Here is a 14,503-nt window from a genome sequence, read left to right on the forward strand (position 1 = left end):
TTAGAATCATTTAACGTAGCGGCGTAGAGCTACGAAAGGATGAAAGATGAGGGATGAAGCTCGATTATTCGGACAATTCGTGGCGAAAAGATGTGGCTATCAAAACAATCTGTGGAATCTGTGGCTTTAAAATAAACATCGGGCAATTCGCAGTTGCGATGACGAGCATAGAGAAACTGAATGTTGGGTTTTAGCAAATTTGCCTCATTTCTCGTTACGAAATTCACAATAATCGTAGCGAGGCTGCAACCCTGCAAGGTAGATCGCTCGGCTATGCTAAGATGGCATCGAGAGAAACAGCCTATTGGCTGTACGCTGCGAAAGGAACGTTATGTTGGACTTGCTAGCGTCGAATCCACTATTGCTGCTGTTTGTGGTTGCAGCAATCGGCTATCCTTTGGGGCAATTGAATCTCGGCGGTGTGCGCCTCGGCGTTGCCGCCGTTTTGTTTGTGGGCTTGGCAATTGGCTCGCTTGATGAGCGGCTGAAACTGCCCGAAGTGCTGTATCAATTTGGCTTGGTGCTGTTTGTCTACACCGTCGGGTTGAGCAGCGGGCATCAGTTTTTTCGCTCGTGGCGCAGCAAAGGCTTGCGCGATAATCTCTTTATTGGCGGGATGATTGTCGTGGCCTATTTGTTTGCAATTCTGGCCCATTCATTCTTTAGCATTAAACCAACCTTAAGCGTTGGCCTGTTCACTGGCACGATCACGAATACGCCAGCCTTAGCAGCGGCCATTGAATATTTGAAATCGGCCTTGCCTGAGCAACAATTAGCCGCCGTGGTCAACGATCCGGTGGTTGGCTATTCGATTGCCTACCCAATGGGTGTGGTGGCGATGATGTTGGCAATTGTGTTGGTGCAACGCCTGTGGCGGGTCGATTATGCCAAAGAATTGGCTTCGCGCCACGATTTAGAAGGCAACCACCAGGATATTACCAGCCGCACGGTTGAAATTACCAATCCTGAAGCAACCAAGCTTTCAGTTCAAGCCTTGATTGCCAAGTATCATTGGTCGATGGTGTTTGGGCGCTATCGCCGTGATGGCCATGTGGCGGTAACAACCGGCGCAACCCAATTTATGCTCGGCGATCACGTCAGCATTGTTGGCTCAAGCGAGGTGCTGGAGCAAGTTATCGCTGTGCTTGGCCACGAAACCGAGGATATTTCCAACGATCGGCGCGAGCTTGATTATCGCCGCATGTTTGTCTCCAACTCCAAAATTGTGGGGATTCGGCTGGAGCAACTGAATTTGCCCCAAGTGTTGGGCGCAACGATTACCCGCATTCGCCGTGGCGACGTGGAAATGTTGCCAACCGCAGATACCCGCTTAGAGCTTGGTGATCGGGTGCGGGTGATTGCTCGCCGCGCCGATATTCCCCAAGTGAGCCGTTTTTTTGGCGATTCGTATCGCGCCTTGAGCGAAGTTGATATTTTGACCTTCACCTTGGGTTTGGTGATGGGCTTGGTTATTGGTTCATTGGTCTTGCCGTTGCCTGGCGGTGTAAGCATCAAACTTGGCTTTGCTGGCGGGCCGTTGGTTGTTTCCTTGATTTTGGGGGCGCTTGATCGGACTGGCCCGTTGGTTTGGAACATGCCCTATAGCACCAACCTGACGTTGCGCCAAATTGGGATTGTGATGTTCCTCGCTGGGGTCGGCACGCGCGCTGGCTATGATTTTGTCAAATTCTTATTCAGCAGCAATGGCTTGCTTTTGTTTGGAGTTGGCGCTGCAATCACCTTTACCCTCGCAATGCTCATTCTGACAATTGGCTATAAAGTGCTGAAAATTCCAATGGGGATTCTCACGGGGATGTTGGCTGGTTTTCAGACCCAGCCCGCCTTGCTCAGTTTTGCTGTACAACAAAGCAATAACGATCTGCCAAACCAAGGCTATGCAGCGGTTTATCCACTAGCATTAATCATCAAAATTATTCTTGCCCAGCTGATGCTGATTCAACTGCTATGACAGCGGTTGACACATACCTACCTATGCTAATGGCAGGCCAATCACGGCCTGCCATTCATATTTGCGAGGTTGGGATGATCTTTGAATGGAAAAACCACTACGGTGCATTAGCCGTCCACAATTCAACAGGATGGGAGCACTTTAAGCCAAGCGATGATCTGATGCGTTTTTATGTCGAAGATGACGATCCAAACCCATGGGAGATTTTCTTCAATGAGTGGCTTACGAGCGATGAGCCAGCCAGCGTCACGGGCCTTGTGCTTGATCGCTGGTGGACTTGGAATGATCCAGTTGAGCGCATGAGTGCTAATTATGTTTTAGCCCAACTTGCCGCTGCTAGCGAACGGATGCCATTGCTCAGAGCACTGTTTATCGGCGAAGTTACTGATAAGAAATTCGACCTTTCGTGGATTAGGCAAGGCAATTATGCGCCATTTTTAGCAGCCTACCCACTGCTTGAATCGTTGGTGATTCGCGGTGGCCCTAGGTTGAGCTTTGGTTCGCTTCAGCATCAGCAGCTCAAAACTTTGGTGATTCAATCTAATGGTTTATCAGCCCAAGTGGTGCGCGAGCTTGCTGCCGCCGATTTACCAGCTCTTGAACATTTGGAGCTTTGGCTGGGCTGGGCTGAGTCTGGTGGCGATTCGACGATTGCCGATTTGCAGCCGCTTTTGAATGGCGGAGGCTTGCCACAGTTAAAAACTTTGGCCTTGCGCAATTGTGATTATGCAGACCTGCTGGCCCAAGCCCTTGCCAATGCCCCAATTCTTGAGCGGATCAAGGTGCTTGATCTTGCGCTGGGCAATTTGAGCGATGTTGGAGCCGAAGCCTTATTCGCTAGCCCAGCAATTCGCAAGCTTGATACGTTAGTGCTGCACCACCACTATCTGAGCGATGCAATGCTTGATTGTTGGGCATCGATTGAGCTTGCGGTTGAGGTGAGTTTTCAACAATTCGTACCAGACGACAACGAGGGTGAAGAAGTGTACCCAATCGCCATTAGCGGCTATCTTGCCTAAGCTGCTAGCGCTTTTTATCCATCGGGCTACGCGTTTGGTGCGATTGATTGGGCTTGGTATTGCTGTTTGAGGGCTAGGCTATGGTTTTTGATTGGATCGGCTACTTTGGTGACTCGACGCTGGCAAATTGGGATGCTGAGGAGCAATTTGCGCCAATTGGCCACCCTGTGCGTCTGCATTTGGAATACGATTATGCGGCTAAATCGACCACCCAAACGTGGAACGAGTATTTCAATGCGTGGCTGGCAACCGCCGAACCAGCCCAAACCACCGGATTGGTGATTGGTCGCTGGTGGCACGATACGGTCGATCCAGGTGATATTGACCGCGTTTTAGCCAGCATTATCAATGACCATGAGCAGTTGCCATTGCTCAAAGCCTTATTTGTTGGCGATTTCACCTACGAAGAATGGGAAATTTCGTGGATTATCCAAGGTGATTATGCTCCAGTTTTGGCAGCCTTTCCTGAACTTGAATATTTAGTTATTCGCGGTAGCTCAGAGCTGAGTTTTGGCACAGTTCAGCATCAAAATCTGAAAGCTTTGGTGATCCAAACTGGCGGTTTGGCGGCCCAGATTGTGCGGGAGCTTGCTGCTGCCGATTTTCCAGCGCTTGAACATTTGGAACTCTGGCTGGGCTGTGATTATTATGGTGGCGATTCAACGGTCGCTGATCTGCGACCAATTTTGCAGGCTGAAAATTTTCCACAATTAGAAATTTTGGGCTTGCGTGATTGTGAATATGCCGATGAACTGGCCCAAGCGCTGGTTGATGCCCCGATTCTTAAGCAAATTAGCATACTCGACCTTTCGCTAGGCAATTTGAGCGATGTTGGGGCCGAGGTTTTGTTTGCGAGCGAGGCAATTCGCTGCCTCAACTTCCTCGATTTGCATCATCACTATCTGAGCAACGACATGCTTGAATGCTGGGATACAATTGGGCTATGGTGCGATGTGAGCGATCAGCAAGTGCCGCAAGAAGATAATGGCGAAGAATATCGTTTTGCGGCAGTGACCGAATGAGGGTTTGTGCCGATTGTGACAGTATTTGTCGCAAACTCAGGTATCCTACGAGTAGGCTTCAATCGGCCTACGCTTGTTGTTTATGAGGTAGACATGATCTTCGATTGGATGGGCTATTTTGGTGATTCGACCATTGCGAATTGGGATGGACGAAAAAACCTTGCGCCGATTGGCCACCCTGTGCGCCTGCACTTGGAGTATGACTATAGCGCAAAAGCGCCAGCCCCAACTTGGCAAGATTATTTTAATGCGTGGCTGGCGACCGATGAGCCTGCCAAAACCACAGGCTTGGTGATTGGGCGTTGGTGGCACGATTCGCCCGAAGATAATGATATTGAGCTTGTTTTAGAAGGCATCGTGAATGCTCGCGAACGCTTGCCCTTGCTCAAAGCCTTGTTTGTCGGCGATTTTACCTATGAAGAATGGGAAATTTCGTGGATTATCCAAGGCGATTATGCAGCGGTTTTGGCAGCCTACCCCCAGCTTGAATATTTAGCAATTCGTGGTGGCTCGAACTTGAGTTTTGGCGCGATTCAGCATCAACAGCTCAAGGGCTTAGTGATTCAGACTGGTGGCTTGCCTGTGCAAGTGGTGCGTGACGTGGCTGCTGCCAATCTGCCAGCGCTTGAACATTTGGAACTCTGGCTGGGTAATGATGAATATGGTGGCAATTCGACCGTCGATGATCTGCAACCGATTTTAAGTGGCGAGCGTTTTCCAAGCTTAATCAACTTGGGTTTGCGCGATTGTGAATATGTAGATACGCTGGCCCAAGCAGTAGCTAAAGCCCCAATTCTGGAACGGATCAAGGTACTTGATCTTTCGCTGGGCAATCTGAGCGATGCTGGCGCTGAAGTTCTATTTACCAGCGAAGCCATTCGCAAGCTCGAATTTCTCGATTTGCACCACCACTATATGAGCGATGGCATGCGCGATTGTTGGGCCACGATTGAACTTAAAAGTGATGTTAGCGGACAAGAAACCGCCGACGAAGATGGGGACGAAGAATATCGCTATATCGCCGTCAGCGAGTAAGGAGCACAAGAATGGCTCAATTGCCATGGATGTCGGAGCTTGCGCCATCGAACATTGCCGATTGGGATCACCCTAGTGTTTTGCAACCAAGCGGCGTTGTGCAGCGGGTTGGGCTGAGCTACGAAGATGATTATGATAGCAAGGTAACGTGGAGCGACCGCTTTGCCGATTTTTTGGCCTTGCCGAGCGTTGAAAAAACCACCGGCTTGGTGATTGGTACGTGGTGGGAGCTGGATGATGGCAATGGGCCAGTTGATGAAGTCGTTGAAAGTTTGGTTAGCGCTGCACCGCAATTGCCCAATTTACGCGCCTTATTCATTGGCGATATTATGAGCGAAGAATCGGAAATCTCATGGATCGAGCAGGATGATCTCTCGCCTTTGCTCTCGGCGTTTCCCAACTTACAGCATTTTGCGATTCGCGGCGCCAACGGCCTGAGCCTTGGTTCGTGCCAGCATGCCCAGCTCAAAACCTTGGTTATTCAAAGCGGTGGCTTGGCCAATCGGGTTGTGCAGGAGATTTTCCATGGCAAATTGCCTGCGCTCGAGCATTTGGAATTGTGGCTTGGCTCCGAGTGGTATGGCGGCGATGTGACCTTGACTGATCTTGAGCCATTACTCAATGACGAATTGTTTCCGCAACTCAAGGTGCTGGCCTTGCGCGATTGCTCGTTTGCTGATGATTTGGCGATTGCCTTGAGCCAAGCGCCGATCATCAACCGCCTTGAGGTGCTTGATCTTTCGCTTGGCAACCTTGGCGATGAAGGTGCAAAGGCCTTGTTGGCCTGCCCTGCGATTAAACAGCTGAAATTGCTCGATTTGCACTATCACTTTATTGATAGCGAGCTGGCGAAGCAATTCAAACACTTGGGAATTGAGGTTGATATTTCCGAACCGCAAGACCCCAATCGTCACGATCGCCGTTATATCGCGGTGAGTGAATGATCGTTATTGGCAATCCGCGTGATCGGCGGGTGGCACTTTGGCAGGCGGCGTTGGCGCGTCAAGGCCAGCCGCCCGCACGGGTTATCAGCTATTACGATTTGCTGGCTGCTCGGCTTGATGTAGCGCAGTTGATCAAGCCCAACGAGTTGGTGCGGATTGAATCGCCGGGCAAAGATGAGCAACTGTATCGTGAATTGGTACGCTTTGCTGCTGAACTCGCGCCTGAACCAGATTTTGAGCACTGGCCAATCGATGCTGATTTGCCGCAAGAGCATGGGCGTTTGTGGGGCAGTCGCCAATGGTATCGGGGTTATTGCCACGTGTTGCGCCAACTCGAACAGCAATTAACTAGGTTGAATGCGCGCTTGTTGCAACATCCCGCTGATATTGCGGTGATGTTTGATAAAGTTGCTTGCCATGTGCGATTAGCACAAGCAGATGTCCTTGTGCCACGCAGTTTGCCAGCGATTGGCTCGTTTGAGCAATTGCAAATGGCGATGCAAGCCCAGCGCTGGCAGCGGGTGTTTATCAAACTTGCTCATGGCTCAAGCGCCTCAGGAGTGGTGGCCTATCGCACCAATGGCCGCCAGATGCAGGCCATTACCACGGTTGAGTTGCTGCAAACCAGCACTGGCTTGCAATTGTACAACTCGCGCAATATCCGTACTTATACCCATCTACACGAGATTCAACCATTAATCGATGCTTTGGTGCAGCAGAGAATCCATGTCGAGGAATGGGTGCCCAAGGCGCGGCTAGCTGGCAAGGTCTACGATCTGCGCATGTTGGTGATTGCTGGCAAAGCTCAGCACACAGTGGTGCGCACCAGTAGCTCGCCGATTACCAACTTGCACTTGTTGAATCCGCGCGGCGATTTGGCGGCAGTGCAAGCACAATTAGGTGCTGAGTTTTGGCAAACGGTGCAACAACAAGCCCAAGCGGCGGCAGCATGTTTCGCTCGTTCGCTGTATGCTGGGGTTGATTTGCTGATTGCCAACAGCCTCAAACATTGCTTAGTTGGCGAAGTTAATGCCTTCGGCGATCTGTTGCCTAATGTTTTGGTCAATGGGCTTGATAGTTATGAAGCTGAATTAGTTGAGGCTGGGGGTCGGGGGTCGGGGATTGGGATCAATAACAGCGAACACAGCGCGTAGGATTGTCCCGATCCCCAACCACCAACCCCCAAACACCAGGAATCCAATGAAACAATACATTCCAACGCACGATATTGTGCTTTTGACCTTTGATACCTTGCGCTACGACGTGGCATGTGCTGAGTGGGCTAATGGCGGCACGCCCAATTTACGTGCACTTTTGCCAGCTGGTTGGCAGGAGCGCCATAGCCCAGGCTCGTTTACCTATGCAGCTCATCAAGCGATGTTTGCTGGCTTTATGCCAACGCCCGCCACGCCCGGCCCGCATCCACGCTTGTTTGCGGCACGCTTTGCTGGCAGCGAAACCACGGTTGATCAAACCTTTGTATTTGATGCTCCCGAGGTGATAACTGGTTTGGCGCAAGTGGGCTATCGCACAATTTGCATTGGTGGCGTGGGCTTTTTCAATCGCCAAACTGCCTTGAGTTGTGTGCTGCCCGATTTATTTCACGAAGCATATTGGGAGCCGCATTTGGGCGTGACCGAGCCACGTTCGATCGAATTCCAGGTGGCGTTGGCAGTTGAGCGCTTGCGAGCGATTCCCGCCGCGCAACGGATCTTTTTGTTTATCAATATTTCGGCGTTGCATCAACCAAATGCCCATTATTTGGCTGGGGCTACGGGTGATACAATTGAAAGCCATGCCGCTGCCTTGCGCTATGTTGATAGCCAGTTGCCTGCGTTATTTGCTGCGCTTCGCCAGCGCAACCCAACCTTTATGATGCTCTGTTCGGATCATGGCACGGCCTATGGCGAGGATGGTTTTTATGGCCATCGTTTGGCGCATCCCAGCGTTTGGACTGTGCCCTATGCTGATTGCTGCTTGGAGGAAGCCGATGCATCTGCGTGAATATGCCAATGCTACGCCCTATATGGGCTATAGCTATAGTTACCCGCACAAATCGGCCTATCGCCAGCTTGCGCCGCGTTCGTTGCGCGAGGTTTGGGCCAACGAGGCGCACGAGCAATTATTTTTATATGTGCACATTCCGTTTTGCGAAATGCGTTGTGGTTTTTGCAATTTGTTCACCACCACCAACCCACAAGAAGCAGTGGTACAACGCTATTTGGCAACTTTAGAAACGCACATGCAGGCTGTCCATAACGAGCTTGGCCAATTGCAGTTTAGCCGCATGGCGATTGGTGGCGGCACGCCAACCTACCTCGACGCAGCCGAATTGGAACAGCTATTTAGCATGAGCCAACGCTGGCTAGGCATCGATTCGCGCGCGATTCCGCTTTCGGTTGAAACCTCGCCACATACTGCAACCGCTGATCGCATGGCGGTGCTGCGCCAAGCAGGGGTTGATCGGGTGAGCATTGGGGTGCAAAGTTTCCTTGATCACGAAGCCCATGGCGCTGGTCGTGCCCAACGCCGTCCAGAGGTTGAGCAGGCATTAACGACGATTCGTGCTGCCCAAATTCCTACGTTAAATATTGATTTGATCTATGGCTTGCCCAAACAAACCGTGGCGACATGGCTCGAATCGTTGGAAATTGCCTTGCAATGGCAGCCAGAAGAATTGTATTTGTATCCGTTGTATGTGCGACCGTTGACTGGCTTGGATCGGCGTGGCACGGGCTGGGAACAGGATGTGCGCTTGGAATGCTATCGAGTTGGCCGCGAACGCTTGTTGGCGGCAGGCTACCAACAAATTTCAATGCGCATGTTTCGCGCTGCTCACGCCCCCGACGATAGCCAAGCGCCAAGCTATTGCTGCCAAACCGATGGCATGTTGGGCTTAGGCGCTGGCGCTCGTTCATATACCCGCGCCTTGCACTATTCCAGCGATTATGCGGTTGGCGCCAGCTCGGTGCGCCAAATTATTCAACGCTACAACCAACGCAGCTTGCTTGATTTGAGCCAAGTTGATTATGGCTGTGAAGTGTCGAGCGCTGAGCAACGCCGCCGCTTTGTGATTCAATCGTTGTTGCAAGTGAGTGGGCTGGATGCGCAGGCTTATCGTGCGCAATTTGGCAGCGAGCTTTTGGACGATTTAGGCCAAATTAACGAGTTATTGGAATGTGGTTGGGCTGAATATCACAATGGCAGCTATCAACTAACCGCCGCAGGTCTAGAACGCTCGGATCTGATTGGGCCGTGGCTCTATTCGCCCCAGATTCGTCAGCTTAGCGAGGAGTTTATTCTGCGATGAATCTAGCAATTCTTTATCGTGGCCCCTTATCAAGCTGTAATTATGGCTGTAGCTATTGCCCGTTTGCCAAGCACCAAGAAACGGCCGCCGAGCATGCCCACGATGAAGCTGCTTTGCAACGCTTTGTAGAATGGTCTGCTCAAAAAACTAAGCTTCAATTAAGCATTTTCTTCACGCCATGGGGCGAGGCATTGATTCGGCGGCGCTATCAACGGGCAATCGTGGCGCTGGCCAACATGCCCCATGTGCAAAAAGTCGCGATTCAGACCAATCTTTCGGCTCGGCTTGATTGGGCCGAGGATTGCCCAAAAGAGCGGCTTGGTTTGTGGGCAACCTATCATCCAACCCAAACGCCACGCGAGCGCTTTTTGACCCGTTGCCACGAAGCAATTGAGCGCGGCATTCCAATTAGCGTTGGTGTGGTCGGCATGCACGAGCATCAGGCAGAAATTGCTGCCTTGCGCGAACTGCTGCCCAAGCAAATTTACCTTTGGGTCAATGCCTATAAACGCGAAGTTGACTATTACAGCCCTGAGGAAATTGCCCAACTGACAGCGATTGATCCGCTCTTTCCAATCAACAATACCCGCCATCCTTCGGCGGGTCGAGCTTGTGCCACTGGCGAAAGCGTGATTTCGGTTGATGGCGATGGCACGATCCGGCGTTGTCATTTTGTGCGTGAGCCAATTGGCAACATTTATAATCCTGATTGGCAGGTTGCTTTGCAACCACGAGTTTGTGCCAATGCAACCTGTGGCTGTCATATTGGCTACATTCATATGCCACATTTGGGCTTGCAGCAGGTCTTTGGTCAAGGCATGCTCGCACGAATCCCGCAGATTCCGCTTGAGGCCTTAGGTTAAATTTCAGCAGTTGCTCCAGCGCATCCAGCTCTCGCAAGGCTGGATGTTTTTTTATGCCAAATTATTGTTTGATATTTACATAACTATGAGGCTTCGTGCATTAGAATCGGCATGGCAATCAATGGTAATAGTTGGATAATATCTACTGGTAGGGCTAGGCCGCTACTGCGCTATACAATGCTTTTGTGTGCTGAACACAACGCTGCTCCCTAAGCGCATCCACGTGCTCAGCAAAAAATTCCATTTACAGCTACAGCATAATTTTGAATTGACATAATTTGATAGCGATGATGATCAAGTTTGATCGTTGCGCTAGGTGTTTAATCCAAATTGCCCAATAAGGAGCGTTCCCATGGCTGAATCAAGCTCAGCACAGCCCAAAAAACGTGGCTACAAATGGTTTGTGATTGGCGGGGCGGTGATTTTAGTTTTGGTCTTGCTGCCATTTGTTTTTGGCGGCAAGAATTCTGCGACCGTCTCGGCCAGCACGACCACGACCATCCAACGTGGCCGTTTGGTTTCATCGGTGCTTGGGAGCGGCACGATCAACCCCAAGCAAAGCCTTGATTTGAGCTTTCAGACCACGGGAATCGTGAGCACAGTCTTGGTGAGTGAAGGCCAAAATGTGGTTGCAGGCCAAATTCTGGCTGAGCTTGATGATCGTAATTTGGCATTAAGTGTGCTTTCTGCAGAAGCCAATTTGCAAAGTGCCCAAGCTCGTTTGCGCCAAACAGAAGAGGGCAATGCCCGACCTGAAGATTTAGCAGCCTCGCAAGCCAGCGTTGATAATGCTAAGGCCAATTTGCAAAAAACCGTGACAGGCAACACGACCGCTGCCGATATTGCTGCCGCTCAAGCCAGCGTTGCCAATGCAGAAGCCCAATTGCGCAAGGCCAAAAATGGCACTGCCACGCCTGCCGATTTGGCCAATGCTGAAGCCTCGGTGCGTTCTGCCCAAGCCAAACTCGACGATCTGCGGGCTGGGCCAAAGCCAGAAAAAGTCTCAAGTGCCCAAGCCACGCTTGATCAAGCCAAATCAAGCCTAGAGCAAGTTAAATCCGATGCTTCGAAGGCCAAAACCCAAGCTGGGCTTGATCGTGATACAGCGGCGAATGCGGTGCGCAACGCCCAAACCAGCCTCAGCCAAATTTATTGGGAAACCCACGATGAGGCTGGCAATTGGAAGAAAAAGCCCGACGATGCTGGCTATCAAAACGATGTTGATCGCTATACCAATGCCCAGCGCGACGAGCAAGATGCCCAAACTAAGCTCAACGCCGCCCAACTAGCCTACGATAACGCAGTTACCCAAGAAGGCTTGGATATTGCCAATGCCGAAGCCAAAGTGCGCGATGCTGAAGTGCAATTGCAAACGGTGTTGAAGGGCGCGACGGCACTCGAAATTACTCAGGCAGAGGCTGCGCTCGACCAAGCTAAGGCCAATTTGGATAAACTCAAACAAGGCGGCACGCCCGATGATGTGGCAGCAGCCCAAGCTAATCTCGACCAAGCCAAAGCCAATTTGCGCAAATTGACCCAAGGTGGCACGGCGGCTGATGTTGCTGCGGCCCAAGCCAATGTTGATCAAGCTGAAGCCAATCGCGATAAGCTCACTGCGCCGCCAACCGATACCGATTTGGCAATTCAAGCGGCGGCGGTCTCGCAAAGTGAACAAGCGTTGAAGCAAGCCCAATTGCAACGTGATAATGCGACCTTGCGCGCCCCATTCGCTGGGGTAATTACCTCAGTTTCGATTGTGCCAGGTGGCTCGTCGAGCGGAGTGGTGATGCACATTCTTGATCGTAGCAATCTCTATGTTGAACTCAACTTGAGTGAAACCGATGTTGCCTTGGTTGCCTTGAATCAAAAAGTTGAGTTAACAATTGATGCCCTTGATGCTTGGAGCGCTGAGGGCACGGTCAGTTATATCTCGCCAGTTGCTGAAGTTTCGAATGGCGTGGTAATTTATCGGGTCAAAATCAGCGTGCCAAGCAACGATCCGCTGGTTAAAGTTGGCATGACGGTCAACACCAATATTATTCTCAGCGAAAAAAGCGATGTTTTGCTCGTGCCTAATTCAGCCTTGTTGCCCAAAGGGAGTGGGCGGGCGGTGCAAGTGCCCGATGGCGCTGGCGTGCGCGAAGTCGATGTCGTAACGGGGATTAGCGATGGCTCGTTTACCGAAGTGCTGAGCGGCTTAAACGAAGGCGATACGATTATTGCCGTGCCAACCGCCGCCTCGGATAGCGGCAGCCGTGGCTTGTTCGGCGGAGGCCGCTAATGATTAGCTTGCGCGATATTCACAAAACCTACCAAATGGGCGATGTGCTGGTGTCAGCGCTGCAAGGCGTGAGTTTCAGCATCGATAAAGGCGATTTTGTGGCGATTATGGGGCCAAGCGGCAGCGGCAAAAGCACCGTCATGAACTTAATCGGCTGTTTGGATACGCCAACCTCGGGCGAATATGTGCTCGATGGCGTGGCGGTGGATCAGCTTTCGAGCAATGATTTGGCGCTGGTGCGTGGGCAAAAATTAGGCTTTATTTTTCAGCAATACAATCTCTTGCCGCGCCAATCGGCCTTGCGCAACGTCGAAATGCCCATGATTTATCGCGGCGTTTCTGGGGCCGAACGCCAACGCCGCGCCTTGGCTGCACTGAATCTCGTGGGAATGGGCCAGCGCGTTGATCACCGCCCCAACGAGTTGAGTGGTGGCCAGCAACAACGGGTGGCGATTGCCCGCGCCTTGGCTGGCAGCCCCTCGGTTATTCTGGCCGACGAACCAACTGGCGCCTTGGATAGCAAAACTAGCAGCGAAATTATGGAATTGCTGCGGCGTTTGAATCAGCAGCAAGGGATTACGGTTGTGCTGGTGACTCACGAACACGATGTAGCGGCCTATGCAGCGCGGGTGCTGACGATGCGCGATGGCCAGTTAATTGGCGATCAGCGTAACTAAAGGATGCAACGATGACAACGCTTGATGTGCATGCTGCCCCTGAATCGGCCCCTGTTGCTGCCGACAGCATTTTGTTTCAGCCGATTGCTGCCAGTTCGAGTGGCTTTGGCAGCCTCTGGGAAGTTGTGCGAATTTCGTTTGGCAGCTTGCTGGCCAATAAAGTACGCTCGTTGTTGACGATGTTGGGCGTGATTATTGGCGTGGCTTCGGTAGTTTCGCTGTTGGCACTAGGCAATGGCGCGAGCGCTTCGATTACTGGCGAAATTGAAGCGATTGGCACCAATATTCTGACAATTTCTGCTGGCTCGCAAAATCGCGGGCCTGGCAATGCAACCGCCGCCCAAAACCTAACCATGGACGATGCCAAGGCGATTGAAGCTTTGCAATTGCCAGTGATTGGGGTGGCTCCGCAGCTCAATTCAAACGCGCAAATCGTAGCCAAATCTGCTGATAAAAATGCCCAGATTATTGGCATTACGCCGGCTTTTCAAGTGGTTAATAATTTGACCATGCAGCAAGGCAGTTTTATTACTGACGAGCATTTGCAAGGCGCCAATACGGTGATTGTGCTGGGTTCAACTTTGGCCAAAGATCTATTTGGTAATGGCCAAGCCTTAGGCCAAACCGTGCGAATCAATAATCAAAGTTTGCGGGTGGTTGGGGTGCTTACACCACAAGGCGGGAGCGCCTTTGGCTCAGAAGACGATCGGGCCTATATTCCAATTACTACGGCTCAAAAACGCTTATTCAATGCGCGCACGCCTGATGGTAATGGCTATCGGGTTGGCTCGATTACGCTTTCAGCGATTAATGCCAGCGATCTTGATGCCTTGCAATCGCGGGTGAGCATGCTGCTGCGTGAGCGCCATCACCTTAAGCTTGATGGCAGTGCTGATGATTTTAATGTCATCAACCAAGCTGAAATTTTGGGCACACTCAACACCATTACCTCGATGATGACTCTGTTTTTGGCAGCTGTCGCAGGCATTTCGCTGCTGGTCGGCGGGATTGGAATTATGAATATTATGTTGGTGAGTGTGACCGAGCGTACCCGTGAAATTGGCTTGCGCAAAGCGGTAGGCGCCCGCAGCCATCATATTTTGATGCAATTTGTGGTTGAGGCCGCAGTGTTGAGTATGACGGGCGGTATGATTGGGCTGCTGCTTGGCAGCATTATTCCAATTGTTGTCACCCAACTTGGCGTGCTCGATGCGCCGATTGATTTGCAAACCGTGGGCGTGGCAATTGGCTTCTCGCTTGGGGTTGGCTTATTCTTCGGCATTTACCCAGCCCAACGGGCCGCAAAACTGAACCCAATCGATGCCTTGCGCCACGAATAGATTTTCCTCACCCTTCGCCCATATGGCGGGTGCTGGGTGAGGA

12 protein-coding genes are annotated in these 14,503 nt (G+C 51.4%); all 12 read left to right on the plus strand.

The window, feature by feature from the left end; all coding sequences use genetic code 11:
• Nucleotides 1-331 precede the first annotated feature (331 nt).
• The 12 genes from SE18_RS04165 to SE18_RS04220 all read left to right on the plus strand — a co-directional run bounded on the left by SE18_RS04165 (nucleotide 332) and on the right by SE18_RS04220 (nucleotide 14,460).
• A complete protein-coding gene (locus SE18_RS04165) occupies nucleotides 332-1,969 on the plus strand; it encodes an aspartate:alanine exchanger family transporter (protein WP_054533160.1) in 1,638 nt (545 codons plus the stop codon).
• A gap of 161 nt (nucleotides 1,970-2,130) precedes the next feature.
• The gene (locus tag SE18_RS04170; RefSeq protein ID WP_236706798.1) at nucleotides 2,131-2,988 is read left to right on the plus strand and encodes an STM4015 family protein; all 858 of its coding nucleotides are present in this window, start codon (nucleotides 2,131-2,133) and stop codon (nucleotides 2,986-2,988) included.
• A gap of 80 nt (nucleotides 2,989-3,068) precedes the next feature.
• A complete protein-coding gene (locus SE18_RS04175) occupies nucleotides 3,069-4,010 on the plus strand; it encodes an STM4015 family protein (RefSeq protein WP_054533162.1) in 942 nt (313 codons plus the stop codon).
• Nucleotides 4,011-4,103: 93 nt separating this feature from the next.
• Complete coding sequence (locus tag SE18_RS04180; protein WP_054533163.1) at nucleotides 4,104-5,045, plus strand: STM4015 family protein; 942 nt, start codon at nucleotides 4,104-4,106, stop codon at nucleotides 5,043-5,045.
• Nucleotides 5,046-5,056: 11 nt separating this feature from the next.
• Nucleotides 5,057-5,989 (plus strand): STM4015 family protein, encoded by a 933-nt coding sequence (locus tag SE18_RS04185; RefSeq protein WP_054533164.1) that lies wholly within the window; start codon nucleotides 5,057-5,059, stop codon nucleotides 5,987-5,989.
• The gene (locus SE18_RS04190) at nucleotides 5,986-7,143 is read left to right on the plus strand and encodes an STM4014 family protein (RefSeq protein WP_054533165.1); all 1,158 of its coding nucleotides are present in this window, start codon (nucleotides 5,986-5,988) and stop codon (nucleotides 7,141-7,143) included. The genes SE18_RS04185 and SE18_RS04190 overlap by 4 nt, the downstream gene beginning before the upstream one ends.
• Nucleotides 7,144-7,189: 46 nt before the next feature.
• Nucleotides 7,190-7,993: an STM4013/SEN3800 family hydrolase gene (locus SE18_RS04195; RefSeq protein ID WP_054533166.1), complete on the plus strand. Its 804-nt coding sequence runs from the start codon at nucleotides 7,190-7,192 to the stop codon at nucleotides 7,991-7,993.
• On the plus strand, nucleotides 7,980-9,299 hold the full coding sequence (locus SE18_RS04200) for an STM4012 family radical SAM protein (RefSeq protein WP_054533167.1): 1,320 nt from the start codon (nucleotides 7,980-7,982) through the stop codon (nucleotides 9,297-9,299). The genes SE18_RS04195 and SE18_RS04200 overlap by 14 nt, the downstream gene beginning before the upstream one ends.
• Complete coding sequence (locus SE18_RS04205) at nucleotides 9,296-10,162, plus strand: STM4011 family radical SAM protein (protein ID WP_054533168.1); 867 nt, start codon at nucleotides 9,296-9,298, stop codon at nucleotides 10,160-10,162. Before SE18_RS04200 ends, SE18_RS04205 begins: the two co-directional genes overlap by 4 nt.
• 352 nt (nucleotides 10,163-10,514) lie before the next feature.
• Nucleotides 10,515-12,443, plus strand: a complete 1,929-nt coding sequence (locus SE18_RS04210; RefSeq protein ID WP_054533169.1) for an efflux RND transporter periplasmic adaptor subunit — start codon at nucleotides 10,515-10,517, stop codon at nucleotides 12,441-12,443.
• A complete protein-coding gene (locus tag SE18_RS04215) occupies nucleotides 12,443-13,120 on the plus strand; it encodes an ABC transporter ATP-binding protein (RefSeq protein ID WP_054533170.1) in 678 nt (225 codons plus the stop codon). The genes SE18_RS04210 and SE18_RS04215 overlap by 1 nt, the downstream gene beginning before the upstream one ends.
• An 11-nt stretch (nucleotides 13,121-13,131) precedes the next feature.
• The gene (locus SE18_RS04220) at nucleotides 13,132-14,460 is read left to right on the plus strand and encodes an ABC transporter permease (protein WP_054533171.1); all 1,329 of its coding nucleotides are present in this window, start codon (nucleotides 13,132-13,134) and stop codon (nucleotides 14,458-14,460) included.
• The last annotated feature ends 43 nt before the right edge of the window (nucleotides 14,461-14,503 follow it).

It is taken from the genome of Herpetosiphon geysericola (genome assembly GCF_001306135.1).
In the GTDB taxonomy this organism is placed as follows: domain Bacteria; phylum Chloroflexota; class Chloroflexia; order Chloroflexales; family Herpetosiphonaceae; genus Herpetosiphon; species Herpetosiphon geysericola.